A 25,870-nucleotide genomic window follows, 5' to 3' on the forward strand; every position below is an offset into this window, starting at 1 on the left:
AGACGCTCGGCTGGGACAACCCAGCCGAGCGCCTACGTGATCTACTGACAACCACATAAGCCATCAGGTGTTGCGAGGACCCCCAGAAACCGCCCTGTTGTACAGGGGGCCCCTGCAATCACCTGAGCGGGCACGCTCAGGCGAGCGTGCCCAGCGCCTCGGTCAGCTCCGCCGGGGTGGAGAACTCCTCCGCCGGCAGCGCGTGCAACATCCGCAACACCTCGGTGCTGGCGCCGTTCTCCTGCCCCCAGCGGACCAGGTCCTCCCGGGAGACCGGGTAGTCGAGCCCGGCCAGGTACTCCTGCAACTCCACCCCACTGACGGTCATGTCGGCCGGCTACCCGTTCGGCCCTGCTCCATGCCCCCGCGCCCCGCCCGGGCGCGGGCGTGGCGGGCGGTTTGTCCCGGCGGGGGCCGGGTAGCCGCGGACATGCTGGTACAGCGGCTCGGCGCGCCGAGCGACTTCGATCCCCTGCTGGACCGGATCCGGGACGCCCGGATCGTCATGATCGGCGAGGCGACGCACGGCACCCACGACTACTACCGCCTCCGCGAGCAGCTCACCCGGCGGCTCATCGCCGAGCAGGGCTTCCGCTTCGTCGCCGTCGAGGGGGACTGGCCGGACTGCGAGCGCGTACACCGGTCGGTCACCGCCGCCCCCGGCGGGCTCGCCGACCCGCAGGCCGCGCTGGAGCGCTTCACCCGCTGGCCGACCTGGATGTGGTCCAACGTCGAGGTGGCCCGCTTCTGCCGCTGGCTGCGCGCCTGGAACCAGGAGCGCCCGCAGGAGCGGCGCGTCGGCTTCCACGGGCTGGACGTCTACAGCCTCTGGGAGTCCATGCAGGCGATCTTCGACTACCTGGGCGAGGAGGAGCCCGCCTCGCTGGAGGCCGCGCAGGAGGCGTACCGGTGCTTCGAGCCGTACGGGCGGCGGATCGAGGAGTACGGAAGCGCGAGCCGGTTCGTCTCGGCCCGCTGCGAGGAGGAGGTGGTGCGGCTGTTGGCGCGTACCCGGGAACAGGCCGCCGCGGACGGCCCGGACCGCTTCTCGGCCTGGCAGAACGCGGAGGTGGTGGCCGGCGCGGAGCGCTACTACCGGGCGATGATGGGCGGCGGGCCGCACTCGTGGAACGTCCGGGACATCCACATGGCGGACACGCTGGACCGGCTGCTGGACTTCCACGGCCCCGGCTCGCGGGGGATCGTGTGGGCGCACAACACGCACGTCGGCGACGCCCGGGCCACCGACATGACCGCCGACGGGATGGTCAACATCGGCCAGCTCGCCCGGGAACGGCACGGCGCGGACGCCGTGGTGCTGGTCGGCTTCGGCAGCTACCGGGGCACGGTCGTCGCCGCGCCGCGCTGGGGCTCGCCGGCCGAGGAGATGGTGGTGCCGCCGGCCCGCCCCGGCTCGGTGGAGCGGCGGCTGCACGAGCTGCTGCCGGAGCGGGCGGTGCTGGTCTTCGGCGGCCCCGACCAGCCCGGGTGGGTCACCGAGGAGCACGACCACCGGGCGGTCGGCGTCGTGTACGACCCGACCTTCGAGTCGTGGGGCAACTACGTGCCGACGCGGCTGGGCGAGCGCTACGACGCGTTCGTCTGGTGCGACGAGACCCGGGGCGTGCGCCCGCTGCCGGCGCTCACCTCGTTCGGCGAGATGGAGACGTACCCGGCGGGGGTGTGACCCTCAGCGGAGCAGGCGGTGCAGGGTGATCCACTGCTCCGGCCAGACCTCGCCGGGCAGGGCGTCCCGGTCGAGGCGCACCGCGCGCAGCGCCGCGTCCACCCGGGCGCGGGGGCGGTGCCGGCTCAGCGAGGCCGCGACCCCGCCGCCGACCCCGCCGAACCCGACCTCCACGAGCCGGCGGTACGCGGGCAGCTCGCCGGGCGGCAGCAGCGGCTCGGGCCGCCGGTCGAGGCGCAGGATGCCGGCGTCGACGCGGGGCACCGGGCGGAACGCGGTGCGGGGCACGGTGCCGGCGAGCCGCCACGCGAACCGGGGCCAGGTCAGCACCGTCAGCCGGCTCCACCGGCCGGCGTGGCCAGTGCGCTTGCGGGCGTACTCCAGTTGGGTGAGCAGGGTCGCCGAGCGCAGCCGGTCGGCGGCCAGGCACCAGCGGACCACGGCCGCCGTCAGCGACCAGGGGATGTTGCCGACGACGGCGAACGGCTCGGCGGGCGATTCCGCCGCCAGGAAGTCGGCCCGGCGCAGGGTCACCCCGGGCAGGTCGGCGCAGGTCACGGCCAGGTCCGCGGCGGCGACCGGGTCGACCTCGTACGCGACGAGCCGCCCGCACCGGGCGGCCAGCGCGCGGGTCAGCCGGCCCCGGCCGGCGCCCACCTCCACGAGCAGGTCGCCGGGGCCGGGGCGGGCCGCCGCGACGATCCGCGCGACGGCGGCCGGGTCGGCGAGGAAGTTCTGGGACAGCACGCGACGGGACCGGTCGCGTTCGGTGGCACGGGTACGGCGGGGCGCCATGGGTCGTCGTCCTGTCTGTCGCCGGCGGCGACGGGCACGGACAGGCGGCCGGCGGGCAGCCGGCGGAATGGGCCTGTCCGGTCGGATGGGGACTCGGACGGCCCTCGGCGCGGGGGACGCGGGCGGCGTTCACCGCCCAACGGCGATCAGGCGCGGGTCGCGTCCCGGCCGGCCGGGGCCGGACGCCGGACTCGCGGGCGGGCCACCAGCAGCGGGGCCCACGCGGCCGGCGAAGCGGCCACGTCGATCAGGGCGTGCGTGAACATGCGGGCAGAGTAGGCCGGGCGACCCCGGTCACGCGACCGATTTGCCGCCGCCCAGGCGCGGTCTCAGTCGGGAACGGTGACGGTGCGGCCCTCGGCGCGGGCGGTTTCGGCGGCGGCGAGGACGGCCACCACGTCGCGGCCGAACCGCACGTCGCACTGGTGGTCCCGGGTGCCGGCGTCGATCTCCTCCAAGAGCTGGTCGATTGCCACCCCGAACGCGGTCAGCGAGCTGCCGTCGCCGGGCGGGACGGGCTCGACGCCGTCTTCGCCGTAGAAGGCGAACTCGGTCGCGACGGCCTCGGGCGGGGCGTCGAGGGTCAACGAGACCGTGCTCGTCGCGCCGCCGGAGTGGGTGAGCAGCAGGTGGACCAGGCCGCGCGGGCCGTCCATCGCGGCGACCCGGGTCACCGGGCCGAGCACCGGCAGGATGATCGACAGGGCGTGCGGGCCGACGTCCCACAGCGCGCCCCGGTCACGACGCCACTGCGAGCCGCCGTACGGGCTGCCGGGCTGGAAGATCGAGCCGAACCGGACCGCCTTGGCGGTGTGCCAGCCGCCCGCGGCGGCGGTCGAGGCGAGGAAGCCGGCGATGTTCGGCTGGAAGCGGCTGGTGAAGAAGACCACGGAGGCGACGCCGGACCGCGCGGCGGCGGCGACCACCCGGTCGGCGTCGGCCACGGTCAGCGCCAGCGGCTTGTCCAGCAGCAGGTGCCGGCCGGCCGAGGCGGCCCGGACGGCGAGGTCGGCCTGGACGTCCGGCGGCAGCGCCACGGCGACCGCGTCGCAGGCGTCGAGCAGCGCGTCGACCTCGGTGAACGCGGGCACCCCGTGCCGGGCGGCCAGCTCGGCGGCGCGGTCGGGGTTGCGGCCCCAGACGCCGGCCAGCTCGGCGCGGGGGTGCGCGCCGATGCCCGCCGCGTGCGTCTCGGCCGCCCAGTGGCCGGTGCCGAACAAGCCGAACCGCAGCACGGTCCACCCCCGGTGTCCGTCGTCGACCCCGGCGAGCCCGAAGCCGTGATCCACGCTAGCCCGCCCGCCCCACCCGACGCAGCCGACGCGGCGGGAACGGGCACGGGAAGGCGGACGGGCGCGGGGCGGGGCGGGGCGCGACAGCGAACGGACCGGGCCCGGGGCCTGTACTACGCCGGTTAGTAGGCTGTCCCGGTGACCGAGACTGCGACGCCGTTGGCGTCGATGACCAGCGCGGCGGCCGGCTCGCCGGTGGACGGGCTGCTGGCGACGGCGACGATCGTGCTGTCGCTCGTACTCGCCGGGTGGGCGCTGGTGGCGGCGGTGCGCAACCGGCCGCCGGACCGGGTGCAGGTCGCCGGCCTGGCCGCGCTGGAGCTGGCGCTGCTCGCGCTGGCCGTGGTGGCGCTGGTCGCCCTCGGCGGCGGCGAGCGGCCGGGCGAGCCGGGCGCGTTCTTCGGCTACCTGGTGACGCTGGTCTGCCTGCCGCCGCTGGCCTGGGTGCTGGCGCGGATGGAGCCGACCCGGTGGGGCTCGGCGATCGTCTGCGCGATCTGCCTGGTCACGCCGGTCGTGGTGGTCCGGCTCCAGCAGACCTGGGAGGTCGTCGGTGGTTGAGACCGAGGCGTCCCGGCCGGCCACCAACACCGGGCCGGGGCGGCTGCTGATCGCCGTGTACCTGTTGTTCGCCATCGCGGCGACCTCCCGGGCCGGGTTGCAGATCGCCACGAGGTTCGCCGAGGCCCCGGTGGCGTACCTGCTGTCGGCGCTGGCCGCGCTGGTCTACATCGTGGCCGCCGTGGGGCTGGCCCGCGCCGGTCACGCCGGCCGGCGGGTCGCGCTGGCCTGCTGCTCGGTGGAGCTGGTCGGGGTGGTCGGCGTGGGCCTACTCAGCCTCGCCGACCCGGCGCTGTTCCCCGACGAGACGGTCTGGTCCGGGTTCGGCAGCGGCTACGGCTACGTCCCGCTGGTGCTGCCGGTGCTCGGCCTGCTCTGGCTCTGGCGCACCCGCACCCCCTGACGCTCCCACCCGCTCGCGCCGGCGGGGTGAGAAGGGTGCCCTGCTATGCAGAAAGCGTTAACAAGGGGCCCTTCCTTGCACCTCAGTCCTTCGGGCCGCCCGCGACGTAGACGACCTGGCCGGAGACGAAGGACGCGCCCTCGCTGACCAGGAACGAGATCGTGTGCGCGACGTCCTCGGGGCGGCCGACGCGGCGCACCGGGATCTCCGACTCGGCGTGCTTCTGGAGCGCCTCGAAGTCCACCTTCATCCGGGCGGCGGTGGCGGCGGTCATGTCGGTGACGATGAACCCGGGCGCGACCGCGTTGACCGTCACCCCGAACGGTCCCAGCTCGATGGCGAGGGTCTTGGTGAAGCCCTGCAGGCCCGCCTTCGCCGCCGCGTAGTTGGCCTGGCCCCGGTTGCCCAGCGCGGAGGTGCTGGAGAGGTTGACGATCCGGCCCCAGCGCCGCTCCACCATGTGCTGCTGGGCGGCCTGGCTGAACAGGAACGCGCCGCGCAGGTGCACGCCCATGACGGTGTCCCAGTCGGCGTCGGTCATCTTGAACAGCAGGTTGTCGCGGAGCACGCCGGCGTTGTTGACCAGCACGGTGGGCGCGCCCAGCTCGGCGGCGACCCGCTCGACGGCGGCGGTGACCTGCGGGCGGTCGGCGACGTCCGCGCCGACGCCGAGCGCCCGGCCGCCGGCGGCCACGATGGCGTCGACGGTGTCGGCGGTGGCCGCCTCGTCGATGTCGACCACGGCGACGGCCAGTCCGTCGGCGGCCAGCCGGCGGGCGGTGGCCGCCCCGATCCCCCGCGCGGCCCCGGTCACGATGGCGACCCGCTGCTCCTCCGACATGCCTACCTCCCGGTAACCTACGCCCGACCCGGGGAGCCTAACCCACCGGCGGGAGGTCAGAACCTGTCGCCGCGGCAGAGCCGGATCCAGCGGTAGCCGTAGCCGGCGAGCTTCAGCGAGTCGAGCTTGCCCACCTCGCCGTACTGGCGGTCGGCGAGCACGTCCAGCGGCAGGTCCGCCTCGGCGGCGAGCATGCCCAGGTCGACCTCCACGTCGTCGGTGCCGAGGTTGTGCAGGAAGACCATCGTCCCGGTCGGGCCGTCGGCCCGGTGCGCCAGCACGCCGGCCGGCATCGGCACGTCGATGTGGGTGGTCGACCCTGAGCCGATCTCCGGAGCCTCGCGCAGCGTCCGGATCATCCGCTCGAACCAGGACAGCAGCGAGCGCGGGTCGCCGCGCTGGGCGGTCACGTTGACCTTTTCGTACGAGTAGTCGCCCGAGTCGATCACCGGGCGGACCAGCTTCTCCTCCTCGGCCGTGGAGAAGCCGGCGTTCGGCTTGAACGACCACTGCATCGGGGTACGGATCGCCTCCCGCCCCGGCAGCGACAGGTCCTCGCCCATGCCGATCTCCTCGCCGTAGCGCAGCACCGGCGTGCCGCGCAGCGAGAACTGGAGCGCGTACGCCAGCTCGACGCGGCGGCGGTCGTTGCCGAGCATCGGGGCGAGCCGGCGGCGGATGCCCCGGTCGTAGATGCGCATGTGCTCCTCGGGGCCGAACTCGGCGTACACCTTCTCGCGCTGCGCGGCGGTGAGCCGGGACAGGTCGATCTCGTCGTGGTTGCGCAGGAAGGTGGCCCACTGGCCGCCGGTGGGCAGCGTCGGGGTGTCGCGAAGCGCCTCGATGACCGGCTCCGGGTCCCGCCGGGCCAGGGCGAGCATGAGCCGGCCGTTGAGCATGAAGTCGAACAGCATGTGGATGCGGTTGCCGGAGCCGCTGCCGTCGCCGAAGAAGGTGGGCAGCTCGTCGGGCTCCACGTTGGCCTCGGCGAGCAGGACGGCGTCGCCGCGCCGCCACTGGACGTGCTGGCGCAGCTCGGTGAGGAACTCGAAGTCCTTCGGGGAGTCGGGGTTGCCGGGCTCGGTCAGCTCGATGATGAACGGCACGGCGTCCATCCGGAACCCGGAGACGCCGAGCTGGAGCCAGAACGAGACGATCTTCTTGACCTCGGCGCGCACCTGCGGGTTCGCGAAGTTGAGGTCGGGTTGGTACCTGTAGAACCGGTGGTAGTACCACGCCTTCGCCGTCCGGTCGTACGTCCACGTCTCGTTCTGCTCGCCCGGGAAGACCATGCCCTGGTGCCGGTCGGCGGGCTCGTGGTCGGCCCAGACGTACCAGTCGCGGTAGGGCGAGTCGGGCGAGGACCGGGCGGAGACGAACCACGGGTGCTGGTCGGAGGTGTGGTTGACCACCAGGTCGATGATGACGCGGATGCCCCGGTTCTGCGCCTGGTGCAGCAGCTCCGCGAAGTCGCCGAGGGTGCCGAAGCGCGGGTCCACGTTGTAGAAGTCGGTGACGTCGTAGCCGTCGTCCCGGTTGGGCGACGGGTGGATCGGGTGCAGCCACAGGCAGGTCACCCCGAGCCGGGCCAGGTAGTCCAGCCGGCCGATGAGGCCCCGGATGTCGCCGACCCCGTCGCCGTCGGAGTCCGCGTACGTGTCGATGTCGAGGCAGTAGACGACGGCCTCGGAGTACCACCTGTCACCCATGCCGGCGTACCTTCTCCGATTCGGCGCGGCGGCAAACGCGAACGCCCCCCGCGTCGGGCGGGCGGTAGCGTTTCCGGCATGAGCAGCGGATCGGGTACGGGGTTGCGGGACGTCGACTGGGCGCAGGGCAAGTGGCTGCACCGGCCGGTGCGGGCCGAGCCGACGCCGGACGGCGGGCTGGTCGTGGAGCCGGGCGAGGGCAGCGACTTCTGGCGGCACACCAGCTACGGCTTCGTGCACGACGACGGCCCGGCCCTGCTCGCCCCGCTGCCCGCCAGCAGCGCCGTGGAGGTCGACTTCCGGCTCGACTTCACCGAGCAGTTCGACCAGGCGGGCGTGCTGGTCCGGGTGGACGAACGCACCTGGGTCAAGGCCGGGGTGGAGGTCAGCGACGGCGAGCCGCAGGTCGGCGCGGTGGTCACCCGGGACGTCTCCGACTGGTCGGTGGCCCCGGTGCCGCAGTGGTCGGGGCGGGCGGTGAGCGTGCGGGTGAGCCGGGCCGGCGACGCGCTGACCGTCCGGGCCCGCGTGGGCGACGAGCCGTGGCGGCTGGTCCGGGTGGCCCCGCTCGCGCCGGACGCCGAGGCGACCGCCGGCCCGTTCTGCTGCTCGCCGACGCGGGGCGGGCTGGCCGTGACGTTCACCGGCTGGCGGCGGGGCCCGGCGGACGCCTCCCTGCACTGAGCCCGTCGGGTGGGCCCGGCCACCGACGGGTGTGATCGCCCGCGGACTGGGTAAGACCTTCCGATCCCCCGGCGGCCCCACCCCACCCGGGTTCGCTCCCCGCGGCTCCACGGAAGGACACCCATGGCCCTCGCCCAGGACGTCGAACCGTCGCAGTTCACCGGGCTGACCGGGTGGGTGGCCGGCGTCATCGAGGCGCTCGGCGCGGTCGGGGTGGCCCTGCTGGTGGCCCTGGAGAGCATCATCCCGCCGATCCCCAGCGAGATCGTGCTGGCCATGGCCGGCTACCTCGCCTCGCAGGGTCAGTTCAACGTGGTGCTGATCGTCGTCGCCGCGACGGTCGGCTCGCTGCTCGGGGCGCTGGTGCTCTACTGGCTCGGCGCGGCGCTGGGCGAGGAGCGGCTGAAGCGGTGGCTGGACCACATCCCGCTGGTCGACCGCGACGACCTGGAGAAGGCCGACCGCTGGTTCGAACGGCACGGCCGGTGGGCGGTGCTGATCGGCCGGGTGGTGCCGGTGGTACGCAGCCTGGTGTCGGTCCCGGCCGGGGCGGACCGGATGCCGCTGGGCGAGTTCGTGCTGCTGACCACGCTGGGCAGCGGCGTGTGGAACGCGCTGATCGTGGGGGCCGGCTTCGCGCTCGGGTCGCGCTGGGAAGAGGTGGACCGCTACAGCAGCTGGTTCAACTACGCGATCTTCGCCGTCTTCGGGGTGATGGTCGTGAGCTGGGCGGCGAAGAAGGTGCGCCGCCGCCGCGCGCGGCGCGACCGGCAGTCGGTGACCGCCGGCCGCTGACCACGCGCGGTTTCTGGGCTCCCGTCCCGTCGCTCAGTACCGGGCGGTGATGTTCGTGAACTCCCAGGTGTTCTGGGCGATGCCGGAGCAGTTGGCGACCACTCCCCCGCCGGGGCACGGCCGGTCGCGGTTGACCGACCAGAAGGTGAACCGGGACAGGCCCCGGGCCTTCGCCCAGTCGCGGATCTGCGTCCAGGTGGCCGGGGAGGTCAGCTCCTGCTGGTCGGACAGGCCGTTCATGCCGGAGATGCCCATGTGCGCGTACGCGGTGGCGTCGGACCAGCCGAACGCGTTCTTCAGCGCGGTCTTCAGCCCCTCGGACGCGTTGACGGTGTTCTGGTACATGTTCGCGCCGCCGCCGAAGTCGAACGGCATGATCGTGAACGTGTCGATGTTCGCCCCGAGCGCGGCGGCCTGGTTGATCAGCCGGGTGCCGTAGTACGACGGGCCGGTGGTCGAGGTGCCGAACGTGACGATCGTCTTGATCCCCGGGTTGTTCTGCTTGACGATCTTCAGCGCGCCGAGGATGCGGTCCTGCACCGCCTCGTTCTCGAACTCGTCGCTGTTCTCGATGTCGATGTCGATGGCCTTGAGCCCGTACGCGTTGATGACCTGCTGGTAGGCCCCGGCGAGCGCGCTGGCCGAGGAGCAGTTCGGGCCCAGCTTGTTGCCGCTCCAGCCGCCGAAGGACGGGATGACGTCGCCGCCGGCCGCCCGGATCGCGGCGATGGTGGCGGCGTGCGCGCCGCCGGTCAGCGGGCCGCTGCCGTCCCAGGCCGGGGTGCAGCCGCCGCCGGAGAGGACGAACGCGATGGTGAACCACTTGACGCCGGTCGCGCCCATCACCGTCGCCGGGGCCGGCGGGTCGCCCCAGCCCGGGTAGAGGTAGGGCGCGGCGGCCATCGGGCCGTTCCCGCCCGTGCAGCCGGAGGTGGTGGCGGACACGGCCGCCGACTTCGCCGACTCGCCCGAGGAGTTGTACGCCGCGACGGTGTAGCTGTGCGCGGAGCAGGTGGCCAGCCCGGAGACCGTCGCCGAGGTGCCGGTGACGGTGGCCCGCACGGCGCTGCCCTCGTACACCCGGTAGCCGGTCACGCCGGAGACGGCGTTCCAGGCCAGCGACACCGACGAGGCGGTGGTGCCGGTGACCCGCAGCCCGCCCGGGGTGGCCGGGCCGGACGGTGTGCCGCCGCCGGTGCAGGAGCCGCCGTTGACGGTGCAGTTGGTCGGGTCGCCGGTGCCGGCGACGACGAAGCCGAACGAGGTGCTCGCCCCCGGGGCGAGGGCGCCGTTCCAGGACGCGTTGACGGCGGTGACGTGCTGGCCGGAGGTGGTCATCGTGGCGTCCCAGAAGGAGCCGAGGGTGGTGCCGGAGGGCAGGTCGAACTGGACGTTCCAGGAGCCGATGCTGGCCGAGGTGTTGTTGGTGACGGTGAACTTCGCCTCGTACCCGCTGCTCCAGCTCGCGGTGCGAACGAACGCGGCGGTGGCCGCCGACGCGGCCGGCGGGGCGGCGAGGGTGGCCGCGACGACGGCGGCGGCGAGCGCGGCGGCGAACGTCGCCACGCGGGGGGTGCGCAGTTTCACGGTGGCCTCCTGGGACCGCTGGTGGGGGTTGGGGGTTGGGCGGCGGGTCAGGGCAGGGTGGCGAGGTGCGGCTTGACGGTGCGGGCGAAGCCGTTGCCGTTGCTGACGTCCCAGTTGATCGACCAGGTCATCGCGCCACGGATGCCCGGGTAGGTGCGCGGCGGGCGGAAGCTGCCGCAGTTGGTGCCCCTCGCCAGGCAGTCGAGGGCCGCGTTGACGACGCTCGGGGCGACGATGCCGCCGCCGGCCGCGCCGGGCCCGGCGGGCAGGCCGAGGCCGACCTGGTCGGGGCGCAGCCCGGCCTCCAGTTGGATGCAGGCGAGCGCGACGATGAAGTTGACGCTGCCCTGCGCGTAGGCGGCGTTCTGGTCGCAGCCGAGCATCGCCCCCGAGTTGTAGAACTGGGTGTTGACGACGGTGAGGATGTCCCGGATGTCGAGGGCCAGCTTGAAGTAGCCGGCGGCCGGCGACTGCATGTCGATGGTCTGCGGCGCCATGGCGATGATCAGGGACGGGCCGGCCTTGGCCCGCAGGGCCCGCAGGGCCTGCGCCATGTACGTCGGGTTGAGCCCGTTCTCCAGGTCGATGTCGACGCCGTCGAAGCCGTACCGCCGCAGCAGCGCGTACGTGCTGTCGGCGAACGCGGTGGCCGAGGCGGCGTCGTTCACGGCGACCCGGCCGGTCTCGCCGCCGACGGAGAGGATCACCCTCTTGCCGCGCGAGCGCAGCGCCTGCACGTCGGCGGTGAACTCGGCGTCGGAGTAGCCGCCGAGGGCGGCGGACAGGCCGGGGTCGACGGCGAAGGTGACCGCGCCGGGGGTGGCGGTGGCCTCGGCGAAGGCGACCGCGACGAGGTCGTACTCGGCGGGGACGTCGCGCAGCCGCAGCTCGACGGCCGGGTTGTCGAAGTTGTGCCAGTAGCCGGTGAGCAGGTGCTTGGGCAGGTCACCGGTGGGCGGGGCGGTCGTGGGTGGGGGCGTCGTGGCCGGCGGGGTGGTGGCCGGCGGGGTCGTCGGGGGCGCGGTGGTGGCCGGCGGCGTGGTGCGGGTCGGGGTCGGGGTGGGCCCGCCGCCGCAGGGCGCGCCGTTGAGCTGGCAGTTGGCCGGGCTGCCGGAGCCGGTGGCGAGGAAGCCGAACGAGGTGCTCGCCCCCGGGGCGAGGGTGCCGTTCCAGGACCGGTTGGTGAAGGTGTGCCGCTGGCCGGAGGACGTCAGCAGGGCGTCCCAGTAGCTGCCGAGGGTGGTGCCGGCCGGCAGGTCGAAGGTGACCGCCCAGCCGGAGATGGTGCTGGCCCCGCCGTTGGTGATCGTGTACTTGCCCTCCCAGCCGGTGCCCCAGTCGGCGGTCTTGACGAAGGTCGCGGTGGCCCCGGCGGCGAACGCCGGCAGGGCCACCCAGGCCGCCCCGACGGTCGCCGCCAGCGCGGTCACCAGCGCGAGAATCAGGGATCGGGTACGCCTCATGCAGCCCTCCACGCCCGGACGGCATTCACATCCGTCAACGTTGGCGCTTATTATTAGGACTGTTAACTGTTCCTGTCCAGAGGCTGACCGGTCCAGACCTGCGGGCGGCGCAACACCGCCTGTTCGAGGGCCGTCCACGCCGTCGTGGTCACCAGGTAGAGCACCGCCGCCAGCGGCACCACCAGCGCCACCACCACGGTCAGGTACGGCAGCAGCGGCACCACCCGGCCGAGGACGGCCGGCACCGCCCCGTCGGCCGCCGCGCCGACCCGGGTGCCGCCGCCGGTCGCGCCGGAACCGGGGCCGCCGGCCATGGCGGCACCAGCCGCCGCCGCGCGACGGGCCCGCCGGGACGACCACCAGGCCAGCGCCAGCAGCGCCGCCAGCAGCGCCCCGAACAGCGGGCCCGCCGCCCCGGCCAGCCCGTCGGAGAGGTGCCAGCCCAGCGGCACCCCGGCCAGCCGCTCGGCCAACAGCCCGGTGCCGGTGCCACCCTCGCCGGTCCCGCCGCCGCCCGTGCTGCCTTCGCCGGTGCTGACCAGCCGGTACATCACCAGGAAGAACGGGGCCTGGAGCAGCGCCGGCAGGCAACCCGCGACGGGGCTCGCCCCGGCCGAGCGGTACAGCCCGAACAGCTCGCTCTGTAGCCGGGCGGGGTCGTCGGCGTACCGGCGTTGCAGGTCGCGGACCTGCGGGGCGAGGGCCGCACGGCGGCGCTCCCCGCGCACCTGGGCCAGGGTGAGCGGTGAGACCAGCAGGCGGACGGCGATCGTGAACACGACGATGGCGGCGGCCGTGGCGGCCCCGCCGGCCAGCGGTTGCAGCGTGCCGGCGAGCCAGGTGACGGTGTCGGCGGCGACGCCGACGGCGGTGTGCAGCGGTGCGAAGGCGAGCATGGGTGACCCCTCGGTCCGGTTTCCGGTGGTGTCCGGCCGGCCCGGGAACGGGCGCGGCGGGACGGACGACGTCTCGTGGTCCCGGCTGCGGACCCGGGGACGGGCGCGGCGGGAGGGACCACGGCGGAACCGGCCGGGCGGCGACAGGGGACGACGGGCTGCCGCCCTGGTCCGCCCGGCGGGCGGGCGGGGGCGGACGCCGTCCGGGGAGCGCTACCCGGCCGAGGGGACCAGGCCCGGCGCGCGGGGGCGGGGACGGCCGTCGGCGTCCGGGTCGACCTGCCGGGGCACGCCCCGGCGGCGGGCGCGTTCGCGCAGGCCCTCGCCCCGGCCGGTGCCCCGCCTCCGCGGGCCGGCCGCCGCCGAGGGACGCACCGCGAGCAGCACGGTGAGCAGCACGGCGGCGGCGACGGCCGCCCCGGCGAGCAGCTCGGCGGGGCGGTCCGCGAGCAGGGCCAGGTGGGTGAGCGCGTACGCCCACGCCCCCGTCACCGCCAGCAGCAGCCCCGTCACGCCGGCCAGGGTAGGCGGCGCCGTCCACCCGACGAAGGAAGGGCCCCTTCTTAACACCTCCGGTGAGAGGGGTTCCCTTCTCTACCTAAAGCGTTAACAAGGGGCCCTTCCTTGCACCGGGGCGTTTCCCCGCGCCGACACGGTGGGTAATGCGCCGTCGACGTCGCGGCACGGTGCCGCGACCCGCACGGGACGGACGGTGAGGGCGATGAGCGGGTCAGTGGTCGAGCGGGAGCGGGACGCCGCCCAGGGCGGCACCGACCTGCTCACCGTCGGTGTGGAGGAGGAGTTCCTGCTCGTCGACCCGCACACCGGCACCGCCGTGCCGGCCGTCGACCTGGTCATGGAGCAGGTGCCGGCGGAACTGCGCGGGCAGGTGGAGCGGGAGTTCCAGACCAGCCAGATCGAGATCGGCAGCCCGCCGGGGCTGGAGCTGTCGTCGATCCGGCACTCCCTCGGGGTGCTGCGCCGGGCACTGGCCGACGCCGCCGAGCGGGCCGGCGTACGGGTGCTGGCGATCGGCACGGGCCCGGTCGCCGGTCCCGTCCCGCCGGTGGTCGACAAGCCCCGCTTCGACCGGATGATCGAGCGGTTCCGGCTGCTGGTGCCGGGGCCGGGCAACAACGGCATGCACGTGCACGTCGGGGTGCCGGACGCGGAGACCGGGGTGCGGGTGCTCAACCACGTCCGGCCCTGGCTGCCGATCCTGCACGCGGCCACCGCGAACTCCCCGTTCTCCGCCGGGGAGGACACCGGCTACGCGAGCTGGCGCTCGGTGGAGTGGGAACGCTGGCCGTCGGTGGCGCCGACGCCGTACCTGGAGTCGCACGAGCACTACGAGCGGCTGATCCGGCAGCTCATCGCCAGCGGGGTGATGCTCGACGAGGGGATGCTCTACTGGTATGCCCGGCTGTCGGCGAAGTACCCGACGGTGGAGCTGCGCATCGGCGACGTCTGCCCGTCGGTGGACGACGCGGTGCTGGTCGCCGCCCTGGTCCGGGCCCTGGTGGCGACCGCGATGACCGACATCGCCGAGGGCCGCCCGCCCATCCGCACCGACCACCATCTGCTGGTGGCCGCGCACTGGCGGGCCGCCCACGACGGCCTGGAGGGTCAGGGCGTCGACCTGACCGACGGCGAGCTGCGCCCCGCGTGGGAGCTGCTGGACGCCCTCGTCGAGCGGCTCGCCCCCGCGCTGGAGCGGCACGGCGACCTGGCCGAGGTGACCGACCTGCTGGGCGGGCTGCGCCGGCACGGCACCGGGGCGGCGCGGCAGCGGGCCGTCTTCGCGCGCACCGGGAGCCTGGTCGACGTGGTGCGGGACGTGGCCCGGCAGACCCGTGGCTGAGCACGACGGCCGGGCGCCCGCGCCCGGCCAGGTCGGGCCCGGGGGCGGGCGGGGCGTGTCAGGATGGTCGTCGTGGCGCAACGGCTGATCGTCGTCGGCGGGGACGCCGCCGGCATGGCGGCGGCGTCCCAGGCGCGCCGCCGCCGCGACCGGGCCGACCTGGAGATCGTGGCGTTCGAGCGGGGCCACTCCACGTCGTACTCGGCGTGCGGCATCCCGTACTGGATCAGCGGCGTGGTCCCGGAGCGGGACCAGCTGGTCGCCCGCGACCCGGCGACGTTCCGCGCCGACTTCGACATCGACGTCCGGCTGCGGCACGAGGTCACCGCGATCGACCTGGCCCGCCGGGAGGTCGTCGCCCGCGACCTCGACGGCGGCGGCGAGGTCCGCGAGCGCTTCGACGAGCTGGTATACGCCACCGGGGCGGTGCCGAAGCGGCCCGACTGGGCCGGCCCCGAGGTGCGCGGCGTGTTCGGCGTGCAGACCCTCGACGACGCCTCGGCGCTGCGCGCGTGGCTGGACGCCGAGCCCTCGCCCCGCCGCGCGGTGGTCGTGGGCGGCGGCTACATCGGGGTGGAGATGGCCGAGGCGCTGATCCAGCGCGGGCTGTCGGTGACCCTCGTCGAGCGGGCCGACCAGCCGATGTCGACCGTCGACCCGGACATGGCCGCGCTGGTGGCCGACGCGATGCGCGGCGTCGGCATCGACATCCGCACCGGAGTCGAGGTGACCGGGCTCGACGAGCGTGCCGGGCGGGTGTCCGCGGTGGTCACCACCGACGGGCCGCTGCCGGCCGACGTCGTGGTCCTGGGCCTGGGCGTACGCCCCGACACCGCCCTCGCCGAGGCCGCCGGCCTGCCCATCGGCGTCTCTGGGGGAATCCGGGTGGACCGGCGGATGCGGGTGCCCGGGGCGCCCGGGGTGTGGGCGGCGGGCGACTGCGTGGAGACCCTGCACCGGGTCAGCGGGCTGCCCGTGCACGTGCCGCTGGGCACCCACGCCAACAAGCAGGGCCGGGTCGCGGGGATCAACCTCGGCGGCGGGTACGCGACGTTCCCGGGGGTCATCGGCACGGCCGTGACGAAGGTCTGCGACCTGGAGGTGGGGCGCACCGGCCTGCGCGAGCGCGAGGCCACGGCCAGCGGCTTCGAGTTCGTGTCGGTGCGGGCCGAGTCGACGAACCGGGCCGGCTACTACCCGGGGGCGCGGACGATGACGGTGAAGCTGATCGCCGAGCGGTCCAGCGGTCGGCTGCTCGGGGCGCAGATCGTTGGCTGGTCGGAGGCGGCGAAGCGGATCGACACGCTGGCCGTGGCGCTGTGGAACGAGATGACGGTGGACGAGATGACCGCGCTCGACCTCGGCTACGCCCCGCCGTACGCGCCGGTGTGGGACCCGGTGCTGATCGCGGCCCGCAAGGCGGTCGACGCCCTACACCATGCGCAAGGAAGGGCCCCTTGTTAACGCTTTCTGTATAGGAAGGGCCCCCTCCTAACACCGCTGGGCGCGACGGTGGCGGGTTTGTCGCTGCGCGGCGGTGGCGGGTTTGTCGCTGCGCGACGGTGGCGGGTTTGTCGCTGCGCGACGGTGGCGCTTTGTGTCGGGGGGCGCGGTTAGCGTGTGGGCGCAGTCGCGGTGCCGGGTCCGGCGCCCACTCCCCCTCGAAAGGCAACGCCATGTCGCAGGAGACGACCTACCTCGAACTGTCCGAAGTGGACGGCGCGGCGCACAAGTTCTACGAGGTGGTGGTCGACGACACCGCGCTGACGCTGCGCTACGGCCGGATCGGCGACCAGGGCCAGGTGAAGACCACGACCTACCCGGACAACGCGCGCGCCCGCGCCGCCGCCGCGAAGAAGATCGGCGAGAAGGTCCGCAAGGGGTACGCCCCGGCGGTGCCCGGCGTCCGCCAGAAGCGGCCTGTGTCGCGGCGGCAGATCGTCAGCACCCGCTCGACGGCCCGCACCGCCCCGGTGCTGTGGCGGTACGCCTCGGGCGCGCCCGCGTTCGGCATCTTCATCGACGGGCAGCACTGCATGGTCGGCAACGAGCACGGGGTGATCACCACCCTCGACCACGAGGCCCGGGTGCTGGGCCAGGTCCGCCTGCCCGACGGGGTGAAGTGCATCGTCGCCGACGACGCCTGGCTCTACGCGGGCTGCGACGACGGCAACGTCTACGACCTGTCCGGCAAGGTGCCCCGGGTGGCGTACGCGATCGCCCCCGACATCGACATCTACTGGCTGGACATCCACGACGGGGTGCTGGGCGTCTCCGACGCCGACGGCGGCATCGCCGCGATCGACCACGAGGACGAGTTCCTGTGGCGGCGGCCGGGGCGCGGCCGGGCGGCGTGGATGGTGCGCTGCGACGCCGACGCGCTCTACCACGGCCACTCGCAGGGGGTCACCGGCTACGACTGGCGCACCGGGCGGGAGCTGTGGCACACCCGCACCGGGTCGGTGCTGTTCGGCTGGCAGGAGCGCGACGCCGTGTTCGCCGGCACCGGCACCCGCGAGGTGGTGCGGCTGCGCAAGGACGGGCGCGCCGAGCAGACGTACCGCTGCGACGCCCCGGTCTTCTCGTGCGCCACCGCCGAGGACGGCCGGTACGTCTTCGCCGGCGACAACCAGTCCTCGATCTACTGCTTCGACGCGGCGGGCAACCGGCTGTGGAAGCTCGGCACCGGCTGCGGCTCGGCCTACTCGATGCAGTTCCACGACGACCGGCTCTACGTGGTCACCACCAGCGGCTACCTGGCCTGCGTCGACGCCAGCGAGCCGGCGATCCGGGCCGCCGAGGCGGGCACCGTGCCGGAGGTGGTGGACGTCAAGGCCCCCGCCCGGCAGCCGGAGCCGGCGGCGTGGACCACCGTGGAGGTGGCCACCGACGACCGGGGCGGCGTGGTGGTGCAGTGCGTCGACGACGGCGGCCGGCTGCGCGTCCACGTGCTCTCCGACGGCTACCGGCGGGACTGGTCGGTGCAGTTCCCCAAGGGCATCCGTGAGCCCGGCGCGCGCTACCTGGTCACCGAGGTCCGCGAGGCGGGCCGGGGCGGCTTCTACCGGGCGTACGGCGACATCCGCCGGCTGCGCTGAGCGGACCCCGGCGCACGACGGTGACCCGGCAGGATGGTCCGATGGAGACGGAGCTGGAGATCCCCGAGCGGCTGGGCTGGGTGCGGCGGACGCCCGCCGGCCGGGCCTGGCTGGCGGCGCTGCCGGGCCGGCTGGCGGAGTGCGTCGAGCAGTGGGCGCTGCGGCTCACCGGCCCGCCCTTCCCGTACGCGTTCGCCTCCCTGGCGCGGCCGGTCGAGCTGCCCGACGGCACCCGGGCGGTGCTCAAGCTCCAGGTGCCCGACGCCGACAGCGTGCACGAGGCCACGGCCCTGGCGTGCTGGGCGGGCGACGGGGCGGCCCGCCTGCTGGCCCACGACCCGGGCCGGCGGGCGCTGCTGGTGGAGCGCTGCGACCCGGGCACGCAGTTGCACGCCCTCGGTCGGGACGGCACGCCGGAGGTGGCGCTGGACGAGGCGCTGGACGTCGTCGCCGGGCTGCTGCCCCGGCTGTGGCGGCCCGTCGGCGCGCCGTTCACCCCGCTGGCCGAGGAGGCCGCGGGCTGGGCGGAGCGGCTGCCGGTGCGGTGGGCGCGGCTCGGCCGGCCGTTCGAGCGCCGGCTGCTCGACGCCGCGCTCGGCCGGCTCGCCGAGCTGGTCGACACGCAGGGCGAGCAGGTGCTGGTCAACCAGGACCTGCACGCCGGCAACATCCTGCGGGCCACCCGCCAGCCATGGCTGGTGATCGACCCGAAGCCGCTGGCCGGGGAGCGCGAGTTCGGCGTGGTGGCGATCGTCCGCGGGCAGGAGCTGGGCCACTCCCCGGCGGCGGTGCGGCGGCGGCTGGACCGGCTCACCGACGAGCTGGGCCTGGACCGCGAGCGGGTGCTGGGCTGGGCGATCGGGCACACGCTGGCCTGGAGCATGACCGACGACATGGTGTTCGCCGGCCAGGCCGACACCGTCCGCTGGCTGCTCGACCTCACGTGACCCGCCGGCTGCTCGGACGAGTCGAGCAGCCGGCGGGTCAGGGCCGACCGGGCTGGCAGGTGGGACACCAGTAGAGGTTCCGGCCGGCCAGCTCGCCCCGGCACACCGTGTCGCCGCAGACGTGGCAGGGCTGGCCGGGGCGGCGGTAGACGTAGACCTCGCCGCCGTGCCGGTCCACCCGGGGCGGGCGGCCGGTGGCCTCCGGCAGGTGGGCGTCCCGCACGGTGTCGATCCGGCCCGCCTCGACGGCCCGGGTCATTAGGTGCACCAGGTCCGCCCACAGTTCCCGCCACCGCGCCGGGTTCAGCTCCCGGCCGGGCAGCAGCGGCGACAGGCCGGCCCGGAACAGCGCCTCCGTGACGAAGATCAGGCCGGTGCCGGCCACCACCGACTGGTCGAGCAGCAGCGCCGCGAGCGGGGTCGGGCTGCGGGAGATCCGGGCGTACGCGCGGGCCGGGTCTGCGTCGGCGCGCAGCGGGTCGGGGCCGAGGCGGTCGCGCAGAGCCGCCACCTCGGGCGGGGTGAGCAGCTCGCAGGCGTTCGGGCCGCGCAGGTCCAGCCAGTGCGCGGTGTCCGACGCCGCCGGTCCGCCGCGTGCACGGGGTCCGTCGGTGGTCAGCCGCAGCCGCACCTGACCGACGGGCGGCGGGGGCGCGCCCGCCCCGTCGGCGAACTTGCCGTACAGGCCGAGGTGCACGTGCAGGGTCAGCCCGTTCGCGTGGTGGTGGAGCAGGTGCTTGCCGTACGCCTCGGTGCCCTCCAGGACGGTGCCGGAGAGCAGGGCCGCGCCGTCGGCGAAGCGGCCCTGCGGGCTGCTGGCCCGCAGCTCGGCGCCGGCGAACAGCTCGGCGTGCCGGGCGGCGAGGCGGTGGATGGTGTGTCCCTCTGGCACGGCCGCCAAGCATAGACAACGGCGGGGCCGAGCGACCCGTGGCACACGCGGCCTCCGATCGGGTGAACCGGGTGTCGCCGGATCGGCGGCTGGGTACCTCGGTGGCGTTACCGCGTGGCTGCCACCGGCGCTCCCGAGGTCTCCACGCGTTCATCAGGAGGTGAAGAGGGTGAAGATTCCTTCGCTGTTGTCCCGCCGGAACGAGCCGGCGACGACGTACGACAGCAACGGCGACGGCCGGGTCGACGAGCGCGACGGAGTTGTCGCGCCCGGCACCGACGGCCGGCCCGACGGGCAGCCGGTGGTGACCGACCGGGGCGAGGAGCAGGCGACGTACCGCAGCAGCGCGACCGCCACCGACGGCGAGCGGGCCTCCGACGTGGAGCGACGGGCCGCCGAGCGGGCAGCCCTGGCCCGGGCCGCCACCGCCCGCGCGGCCACCGCGCGCACTCCGGACGGCGAGCTGCGCCGCCCGACCGCCGCCGCGCCCACTGTCGACTCCCCGGCCCCGGAGTGGACCGCCGACCGGGAACCGGACACCACCCGGTCCCTGCCGACGGCCCCCACGGCCGGGCAGGCGACGGACCGCACCGCCGAGCGACCCCTGCCGGCCGAGCGGAACCGTGCCTCCGGACGGCCCCTGCCGGCCGACCGGGCCGATGCCGAGGGCGAGGCCCGGCGGGAGCCGGTGCCGGTGGTGGCCGGGCCGAAGCCGCGGGCCAGCCTGCTCGCCACCCTCGGCCTGGTCGTCGGCGTCGCCGGGCTGGCCGCCGTGCTGACCGGCGCCCTCGCCGGGTACGGCATCGCGGTCGGCGCGCTGGGCGCGGTGCTGTCGGTGTTCGGCCTGCTCGCCACCCGCCGCCGGCACATCGCGGGCAAGACCGACGCGCTGCTGGGCATGGCCTTCGGCGTGGCCGCCGTGGTGCTCGGGGTGCTGGCGATGACCGGGCAGTTCGGCTGGCCCACCACCGACGGCGACTGGGTGCAGCGGCTGCGCGAGTGGCTCGACTCACAGTTTGTCGATCGCCTCTGACGGGCACGTTGGACCCCGCCGGCGGTGCGCCGGCACCGATCGACCCGGCGGTTCGCCGGGACTGCTCGACCCCGGCGGTGCGCCGGGACTGTGGGACCCGGTGGTGCACCGGGACTGTGTGACCCGGCGAACTCGCCGGCAGCCCGACGGGTCCGGTGGTTCACCGGCCGGGCACACCCTTTTCGGGGGCGGCGATTCGCCGCCCCCGAAGCATGTCCGGGTGACGCCTGCGGGGCGGGCGCTGCCCTCAGTCCAGGCGGGCGCTGCCCTCAGTCCGCGCGGGCGACGCCCTCCCGGGCGTCGAGAAGCTCGTCCCAGTGCTCGCGGTTCCACGCGCAGACGGCCTCGATCGGGCCGAGCATGCTGCGGCCGAGCGCGGTGAGGGCGTACTCGACCCGGCGCGGCGGGCCGGGCTGCTCCGTGCGGCGCACCAGGCCGCTGGCCTCCAGCCGGCGCAGCGAGGCGGTGAGGGCCTTGGCGCTGACCCCGCGCAGCGGCACCCGCAGCTCGGAGAAGCGCCGGGGGCCGCCCTCCAGGCAGCGGATCACCATGCCGCCCCACTTGTCGCCGAACCGGAACGGCGACAGGTCCGACGGACAGAGCGGATCGAACATCTCCGGGTCGAGCGGCATCGCCATGGCACTCACCGTAATCGGTATCCGGGCGGTAACCGGCCCCCCGGCTAGCGTCCCTGCGAGGTCGCCGACGGGGCGACGGAGCGAGGGGGTACGTCGATGAGCGGGATCGTCGTCTTCGGGGCCGGTGGCCGGGCCGGCCGGGCCGTGGTGGCCGAGGCGCGGGCGCGCGGCCACGAGGTGACCGCCGTGGTACGGGATCCGGCCCGCCACCCCGCCCTGGCGGCCGAGCGGGGCGTCCGGGTCGCCGCCGGTGACGTCACCGACGCGGGGCGGGTCGCCGAGCTGGCGGCCGGACACGACGCGGCGGTGCACGCCGCCGCCGACCTGGGCGTACCGGCCGACGTCTTCTTTCCCGCCGCCGCCCGCGCCCTCGCCGCCGGGCTGGGGCGGGCCGGGGTGGGCCGGCTGGTGGTCGTCGGGCTGGCCGCCGTCCTGCCGGCCGCGACCGGGGCCCTGCTGCTGGACACCCCCGGCTATCCGCAGGAGTACCGGTCGTTCTGCCTGGGGCACGGCGCCGGCAACGAGACGCTGCGCCTGGCCGAGGGCGCGCCGGACTGGCTGGTGCTCAGCCCGGCGGGGGACTTCGACCACACCGGCCCGTCCGCCGGGGGCTACCGCTTCGCCGCGGCGGACGCCGGCAGCCGGATCACCTACCCGGACCTCGCCCTCGCCCTGCTCGACGAGATCGAGGCGCCCCGCCACCACCGGGTGCACCTGGGCGTGGAGGGGACGACGCCCGACGCCACCTAACCTCACCCACCCCACCCCACCCCACCCCACCCGCTCCGCCGGAGATCTTGGACAGCTGTTGTCGGGAGCGAACGCGAAGTGTCCAAGTTCGGGCGCGCTCGCACCGCTTCCCCGGCCCGGGGAGGCTGGCGGCGGGGCGGGACGGGGCGGGCGCGGGCCGGGGGGCGGGGGGCGGGGGCGCGGGCGGGGTGAAGACGAGGCGGGGGCGGGTGGCGGTGCGATACAAGCGCAGGCGCAACGCATCGCCGCCCTCCGCGTTCGAGACGCAACGAATCGTCGGGTGACGCAACTTCCGGCGGTGGATGTCGTCGCTGTGCCCGCATACCGTTGGGCAACGGCGCCAGCCCGTGGGCCGAGGTGGCCGGGCGCGCCCGACCCGTGGGAGCAGGACAGTGCCGATGGACGCCACCAGCCAGCGCTTTCTGATGTGCCGGCCGACGTACTTCGCCGTCGACTACGCGATCAACCCCTGGATGGACCCCACCGCCGGGGTCGACGCCGAGCTGGCCGTGCGGCAGTGGGAGCGACTGCGGCAGGTCTACCGCGAACTGGGCCACACCGTCGAGGAGATCGTGCCCGTGCCCGGCCTGCCCGACATGGTCTTCGCCGCCAACGGCGGCACCGTGATCGACGGCAAGGCGATGTCCGTGCAGTTCCGCGACCCGCAGCGCGCCGACGAGGCCCCCGCCTACCGGGCCTGGTTCGCCGCCGCCGGCTTCGAGCTGCACGACCCGAAGCACGTCAACGAGGGCGAGGGCGACGTCCTGCTCGCCGGGGACGTGCTGCTCGCCGGCACCGGGTTCCGCACGGCGCACGCCTCGCACGCGCAACTCCAGGAGGTCTTCGGCTACCCGGTGATCACCCTGCAACTGGTCGATCCCCGCTTCTACCACCTGGACACCGCGCTCACCGTCCTGGACGAGCGCACCGTGGCGTACCTGCCGGAGGCGTTCTCGCCCGGCAGCCGGGCCGCGCTGCGCCGCCTCTTCCCGGACGCCGTCCACGCCACCGCCGCCGACGCGGAGGTGCTCGGGCTCAACGCCGTCAGCGACGGCCGGCACGTGGTGCTGCCGGAGCAGGCCATCGACCTGGCCGCGCGGCTGCGCGACCGGGGCTACGAGACCATCGGGGTCGACCTGTCCGAGCTGCGCAAGGCCGGCGGCGGACCGAAGTGCTGCACGTTGCGACTCCGTCAGGGAAAGGCGAGCAAGTGATCGTGGAAGACATGCTGCGGACGCCGGGTGCGGTCCGGGACGCCGAGCGCCACACCGCGCACAACTACCACCCGCTGCCGGTGGTGATCAGCTCCGCCGAGGGCGCCTGGCTCACCGACGTCGACGGGCGGCGCTACCTGGACTGCCTCGCCGGATACTCGGCGCTCAACTTCGGCCACCGGCACCCCCGGCTGATCGCCGCCGCGCACGCCCAGCTCGACCGGCTGACCCTCACCAGCCGGGCGTTCGTCCACGACCAGTTCGCCGACTTCTGCCGGGAGCTGGCCGAGCTGTGCGGCAAGGACCTGGTCCTGCCGATGAACACCGGCGCGGAGGCCGTCGAGACCGGGATCAAGGTGGCCCGCAAGTGGGGCTACCGGGTCAAGGGCGTGCCGGCCGGGCGGGCGAACATCGTGGTGGCCGAGGGCAACTTCCACGGGCGCACGACCACGATCGTGAGCTTCTCCACGGACGAGGACGCGCGCGCCGACTTCGGGCCGTACACGCCGGGCTTCACCGTGGTCCCCTACGGCGACCTGGCGGCGCTGGAGGCGGCGATCGACGACAACACCGTGGCGGTGCTGCTGGAGCCGATCCAGGGTGAGCAGGGCGTCGTCGTGCCGCCGGCCGGCTACCTGCCCGGCGTACGGCGGGTCTGCACCGAGCGGAACGTGCTGTTCCTCGCCGACGAGATCCAGTCCGGCCTGGGCCGCACCGGGGCGACGTTCGCCTGCGACCACGAGGACGTCGTGCCCGACATGTACCTGCTCGGCAAGGCGCTGGGCGGCGGCATCGTGCCCGTCTCCGCGGTCGCCGCGAACGCCGACGTGCTCGGGGTGCTCCAGCCCGGCCAGCACGGCTCGACGTTCGGCGGCAACCCGCTGGCCTGCGCGGTGGCCACCCAGGTCGTCCGGCTGCTGGCCACCGGCGAGTTCCAGCGCCGCTCGGCGGAGCTGGGCGAGCGGCTGCACGCCGGCCTGCGCGCCCTGGTCGGCCGGGGCCTCGTCGCCGTGCGGGGCCGGGGGCTCTGGGCCGGCCTCGACATCGACCCGGCGCTGATGACCGGCCGGCAGGCGTGCGAACGGCTGATGGCCCGCGGCGTGCTGGCCAAGGACACCCACGGCTCCACGATCCGGCTCGCCCCGCCGCTGGTCATCACCGCCGAGGAGATCGACCACGCGGTCGCCCAGCTCGCCGCCGTGCTGGCCGACTGACCGTGCGACGCCGCGGGGGCGTCGGGCCGCGGCCCGACGCCCCCGCGTGCGCACCGGCCTCAGGGCCGGGGCAGGCGCATCGCCATCGTCGGGGCCTCGGCCATCACCGAGGTCGGGGTGAACGGCGCGCCCGAGGGCAGCTCGTCGGCGCGGCCGACCTGCACCCCCGGATAGAGCTCGACCATGTCGCCGGCGGACAACACCCGCGACTGCTGCGGCTTGAGCGCGATCCGGTCCGCCTCCGCCATCGAGCCGCCGGGGCGGATCCCCGACCCGTTGGTGCTCACGTCGGTCACGATCACCTCGCCGACGCGAAGCTCGAAGCGGACGTGGCCGCGGCTGATCCAGCGCCGCGCCTCGTCGTTGAGCCACTGGCCGAGCACGATGCCGCCCTGCTGCTCCGGCGCGCGCCCGACCAGCACCGGCTGCTCCTCGGTGAGCACGAACCGGCGGCGGATCAGCCCGCCGATGCGTACGGCCAGCACCTCCGTGCGCGGCCGGGGCCCGCCGTCGCCGAGCCGCGCGCCGTGCCGGGGGCAGGTCGGCACGCCGCCGCGCAGGGAGGGCGGCGGCTGCCCGGCCGGGGCCCGCTCGACCCGGGCCAGGTCGGCGAACGCGCCGCCGCCCCCGCCGCCGCCGAACAGCGCGCAGCCCGGCTCGGGGCAGCGCCACTGCCGGGCGAGCAGCTTCTCCCCCGTCGCCGAGCGGGTGCCGGCGACCGGCACGTTGCCGCCGCCGACGTGGGCGATGAACACCGGCCCGCCCGCCCCGGGCACCGGGGCGAGCACCCGGCCGGGCTGCTCGACGGTCCACGGGAACCGGCCGCGCAGGCCGTCGAAGCGGGCCCGGCTGAGCACCGGCAGCCCCAGCAGGTCGGCGACCTCCAGCATCCGGTCCCCCGGGTGGTCGAGCACCTCCACCAGGCCGTCGTCGGCCCAGCGGCGCACCACCATCCGCTCGTTGGAGGTGAGGTCGGCGTCGGAGAGCAGGGCGCGGTGCACGATCGCGTACACCGGGACGCTGTCCTCCTCCAGGTCGCGGGCGAGCGCGTCGATCACCATGCCGAGCCGGAGCAGGTTCGCCGGCCGGCCGCCGTCGAGGTCCTGGTAGCGGATCACCTCGGCCAGGTCGAGGACGGCCCGCGCCAGCGACGGGTCGGTGCAGACCCGCCCCTCGATGGCGTCGAGCACCTTGCTGATCTCGAATCTCATCGGGCACTCCGGACGATGTCGTCGATGCGCCGCGCCAGCTCCAGGTCGCGGTGGGTGACCCCGCCGGCCGAGTGGGTGACGCAGTGGAAGGTGAGGGTCCGCCACCGGATGTCGATGTCGGGGTGGTGGTCCAGCTCCTCGGCCACCTCGGCGACCCGGTCGACCACCGCGACGGCCGCCGGGAAGCTGGCCAGCTCGACGGTGCGGCCGATCCCGGTGGGATCACCCGTCCAGCCGGCCAGCCCGCCCAGCCCGTCTCGCACCGCCTCCGCGGTGAGCACGTCTGCCATGGCCAGACC

The 25,870-nt window shown here is 74.9% G+C and carries 25 protein-coding genes and 1 pseudogene; 13 read left to right on the forward strand and 13 right to left on the reverse strand.

Annotation, left to right across the window (positions count from 1 at the left end; genetic code table 11):
• Window positions 1-136: 136 nt before the first annotated feature.
• The gene (locus tag ACFYWL_RS29110; RefSeq protein ID WP_386979276.1) at window positions 137-328 is read right to left on the reverse strand and encodes a DUF2795 domain-containing protein; all 192 of its coding nucleotides are present in this window, start codon (window positions 326-328) and stop codon (window positions 137-139) included.
• 102 nt (window positions 329-430) lie between these two features.
• On the opposite strand from ACFYWL_RS29110, the gene ACFYWL_RS29115 reads away from it, so the two are divergent.
• Entirely contained in the window at window positions 431-1,687 is a 1,257-nt protein-coding gene (locus tag ACFYWL_RS29115) for an erythromycin esterase family protein (protein ID WP_386979279.1), read from the forward strand.
• 3 nt (window positions 1,688-1,690) lie between these two features.
• Here the strand turns inward: ACFYWL_RS29115 and erm are convergent, their stop codons facing one another.
• Both erm and ACFYWL_RS29125 read right to left on the reverse strand, forming a co-directional pair.
• A complete protein-coding gene (erm, locus tag ACFYWL_RS29120; protein ID WP_386979282.1) occupies window positions 1,691-2,482 on the reverse strand; it encodes an ErmE/ErmH/ErmO/ErmR family 23S rRNA (adenine(2058)-N(6))-methyltransferase in 792 nt (263 codons plus the stop codon).
• A gap of 329 nt (window positions 2,483-2,811) precedes the next feature.
• On the reverse strand, window positions 2,812-3,717 hold the full coding sequence (locus ACFYWL_RS29125; RefSeq protein ID WP_386979422.1) for a Gfo/Idh/MocA family protein: 906 nt from the start codon (window positions 3,715-3,717) through the stop codon (window positions 2,812-2,814).
• A 225-nt stretch (window positions 3,718-3,942) separates the two neighbouring features.
• Between ACFYWL_RS29125 and ACFYWL_RS29130 the strand changes: the two genes are divergently transcribed.
• Window positions 3,943-4,335 carry a hypothetical protein gene (locus tag ACFYWL_RS29130; protein WP_386979425.1) on the forward strand — a complete coding sequence of 131 codons (393 nt, stop codon included), beginning with the start codon at window positions 3,943-3,945 and terminating at the stop codon, window positions 4,333-4,335.
• A pseudogene (locus ACFYWL_RS29135) lies at window positions 4,328-4,848 on the forward strand (hypothetical protein). Before ACFYWL_RS29130 ends, ACFYWL_RS29135 begins: the two are co-directional and overlap by 8 nt.
• On the opposite strand, the gene fabG reads toward ACFYWL_RS29135, so the two are convergent.
• Both fabG and ACFYWL_RS29145 read right to left on the reverse strand, forming a co-directional pair.
• On the reverse strand, window positions 4,821-5,579 hold the full coding sequence (gene fabG, locus ACFYWL_RS29140) for a 3-oxoacyl-ACP reductase FabG (RefSeq protein WP_386979285.1): 759 nt from the start codon (window positions 5,577-5,579) through the stop codon (window positions 4,821-4,823). The pseudogene ACFYWL_RS29135 and the gene fabG sit on opposite strands and share 28 nt — an antisense overlap.
• 56 nt (window positions 5,580-5,635) lie before the next feature.
• Window positions 5,636-7,288, reverse strand: coding sequence for an alpha-amylase family protein (locus ACFYWL_RS29145; RefSeq protein ID WP_386979288.1), 1,653 nt, complete (start codon window positions 7,286-7,288; stop codon window positions 5,636-5,638).
• 78 nt (window positions 7,289-7,366) lie between these two features.
• On the opposite strand from ACFYWL_RS29145, the gene ACFYWL_RS29150 reads away from it, so the two are divergent.
• Both ACFYWL_RS29150 and ACFYWL_RS29155 read left to right on the forward strand, forming a co-directional pair.
• Entirely contained in the window at window positions 7,367-7,972 is a 606-nt protein-coding gene (locus ACFYWL_RS29150) for a DUF1349 domain-containing protein (RefSeq protein WP_386979291.1), read from the forward strand.
• Between the two features lie 123 nt (window positions 7,973-8,095).
• On the forward strand, window positions 8,096-8,767 hold the full coding sequence (locus ACFYWL_RS29155) for a DedA family protein (RefSeq protein ID WP_386979294.1): 672 nt from the start codon (window positions 8,096-8,098) through the stop codon (window positions 8,765-8,767).
• A gap of 33 nt (window positions 8,768-8,800) precedes the next feature.
• Here ACFYWL_RS29155 and ACFYWL_RS29160 read toward each other — a convergent pair whose 3' ends face one another.
• From ACFYWL_RS29160 to ACFYWL_RS29175, 4 genes are all read right to left on the reverse strand, one after another.
• Window positions 8,801-10,354: a cellulose binding domain-containing protein gene (locus ACFYWL_RS29160; RefSeq protein WP_386979297.1), complete on the reverse strand. Its 1,554-nt coding sequence runs from the start codon at window positions 10,352-10,354 to the stop codon at window positions 8,801-8,803.
• Between the two features lie 47 nt (window positions 10,355-10,401).
• Window positions 10,402-11,817, reverse strand: coding sequence for a chitinase (locus ACFYWL_RS29165; protein WP_386979300.1), 1,416 nt, complete (start codon window positions 11,815-11,817; stop codon window positions 10,402-10,404).
• Between the two features lie 62 nt (window positions 11,818-11,879).
• The gene (locus ACFYWL_RS29170) at window positions 11,880-12,713 is read right to left on the reverse strand and encodes a YidC/Oxa1 family membrane protein insertase (RefSeq protein WP_386979303.1); all 834 of its coding nucleotides are present in this window, start codon (window positions 12,711-12,713) and stop codon (window positions 11,880-11,882) included.
• Window positions 12,714-12,926: 213 nt separating this feature from the next.
• A complete protein-coding gene (locus ACFYWL_RS29175) occupies window positions 12,927-13,226 on the reverse strand; it encodes a DUF6412 domain-containing protein (RefSeq protein WP_386979306.1) in 300 nt (99 codons plus the stop codon).
• A gap of 199 nt (window positions 13,227-13,425) precedes the next feature.
• Between ACFYWL_RS29175 and ACFYWL_RS29180 the strand changes: the two genes are divergently transcribed.
• From ACFYWL_RS29180 to ACFYWL_RS29195, 4 genes are all read left to right on the forward strand, one after another.
• Window positions 13,426-14,574 (forward strand): glutamate--cysteine ligase, encoded by a 1,149-nt coding sequence (locus ACFYWL_RS29180; RefSeq protein ID WP_386979309.1) that lies wholly within the window; start codon window positions 13,426-13,428, stop codon window positions 14,572-14,574.
• Between the two features lie 72 nt (window positions 14,575-14,646).
• Complete coding sequence (locus tag ACFYWL_RS29185; protein WP_386979312.1) at window positions 14,647-16,038, forward strand: FAD-dependent oxidoreductase; 1,392 nt, start codon at window positions 14,647-14,649, stop codon at window positions 16,036-16,038.
• Window positions 16,039-16,250: 212 nt separating this feature from the next.
• On the forward strand, window positions 16,251-17,672 hold the full coding sequence (locus ACFYWL_RS29190; RefSeq protein ID WP_386979315.1) for a WGR domain-containing protein: 1,422 nt from the start codon (window positions 16,251-16,253) through the stop codon (window positions 17,670-17,672).
• Between the two features lie 41 nt (window positions 17,673-17,713).
• Window positions 17,714-18,619, forward strand: coding sequence for an aminoglycoside phosphotransferase family protein (locus tag ACFYWL_RS29195; protein WP_386979318.1), 906 nt, complete (start codon window positions 17,714-17,716; stop codon window positions 18,617-18,619).
• Window positions 18,620-18,656: 37 nt separating this feature from the next.
• Here ACFYWL_RS29195 and ACFYWL_RS29200 read toward each other — a convergent pair whose 3' ends face one another.
• Complete coding sequence (locus ACFYWL_RS29200) at window positions 18,657-19,511, reverse strand: Fpg/Nei family DNA glycosylase (RefSeq protein WP_386979321.1); 855 nt, start codon at window positions 19,509-19,511, stop codon at window positions 18,657-18,659.
• Window positions 19,512-19,680: 169 nt separating this feature from the next.
• On the opposite strand from ACFYWL_RS29200, the gene ACFYWL_RS29205 reads away from it, so the two are divergent.
• Window positions 19,681-20,544, forward strand: a complete 864-nt coding sequence (locus ACFYWL_RS29205) for a thrombospondin (protein ID WP_386979324.1) — start codon at window positions 19,681-19,683, stop codon at window positions 20,542-20,544.
• A gap of 269 nt (window positions 20,545-20,813) precedes the next feature.
• On the opposite strand, the gene ACFYWL_RS29210 is transcribed toward ACFYWL_RS29205, so the two are convergent.
• Window positions 20,814-21,182: a winged helix-turn-helix transcriptional regulator gene (locus ACFYWL_RS29210; RefSeq protein ID WP_386979327.1), complete on the reverse strand. Its 369-nt coding sequence runs from the start codon at window positions 21,180-21,182 to the stop codon at window positions 20,814-20,816.
• Between the two features lie 96 nt (window positions 21,183-21,278).
• Here ACFYWL_RS29210 and ACFYWL_RS29215 point away from each other — a divergent pair, with 96 nt between their 5' ends.
• The 3 genes from ACFYWL_RS29215 (at window position 21,279) to rocD (ending at window position 24,360) form a co-directional block, all read left to right on the forward strand.
• Window positions 21,279-21,932, forward strand: coding sequence for an NAD(P)-dependent oxidoreductase (locus ACFYWL_RS29215; RefSeq protein WP_386979330.1), 654 nt, complete (start codon window positions 21,279-21,281; stop codon window positions 21,930-21,932).
• Window positions 21,933-22,330: 398 nt separating this feature from the next.
• Window positions 22,331-23,146, forward strand: a complete 816-nt coding sequence (ddaH, locus tag ACFYWL_RS29220) for a dimethylargininase (RefSeq protein ID WP_386979332.1) — start codon at window positions 22,331-22,333, stop codon at window positions 23,144-23,146.
• Window positions 23,146-24,360, forward strand: a complete 1,215-nt coding sequence (gene rocD / locus ACFYWL_RS29225; protein ID WP_386979428.1) for an ornithine--oxo-acid transaminase — start codon at window positions 23,146-23,148, stop codon at window positions 24,358-24,360. Before ddaH ends, rocD begins: the two co-directional genes overlap by 1 nt.
• 59 nt (window positions 24,361-24,419) lie before the next feature.
• Here the strand turns inward: rocD and ACFYWL_RS29230 are convergent, their stop codons facing one another.
• Together ACFYWL_RS29230 and ACFYWL_RS29235 are read right to left on the reverse strand one after the other, a co-directional pair.
• On the reverse strand, window positions 24,420-25,571 hold the full coding sequence (locus ACFYWL_RS29230; protein WP_386979335.1) for an FHA domain-containing protein: 1,152 nt from the start codon (window positions 25,569-25,571) through the stop codon (window positions 24,420-24,422).
• Entirely contained in the window at window positions 25,568-25,861 is a 294-nt protein-coding gene (locus ACFYWL_RS29235; protein ID WP_386979338.1) for a 4a-hydroxytetrahydrobiopterin dehydratase, read from the reverse strand. The genes ACFYWL_RS29230 and ACFYWL_RS29235 overlap by 4 nt, the downstream gene beginning before the upstream one ends.
• Between the last annotated feature and the right edge of the window lie 9 nt (window positions 25,862-25,870).

Source organism: Micromonospora sp. NPDC002575 (assembly GCF_042889525.1).
GTDB lineage: Bacteria > Actinomycetota > Actinomycetes > Mycobacteriales > Micromonosporaceae > Micromonospora > Micromonospora carbonacea.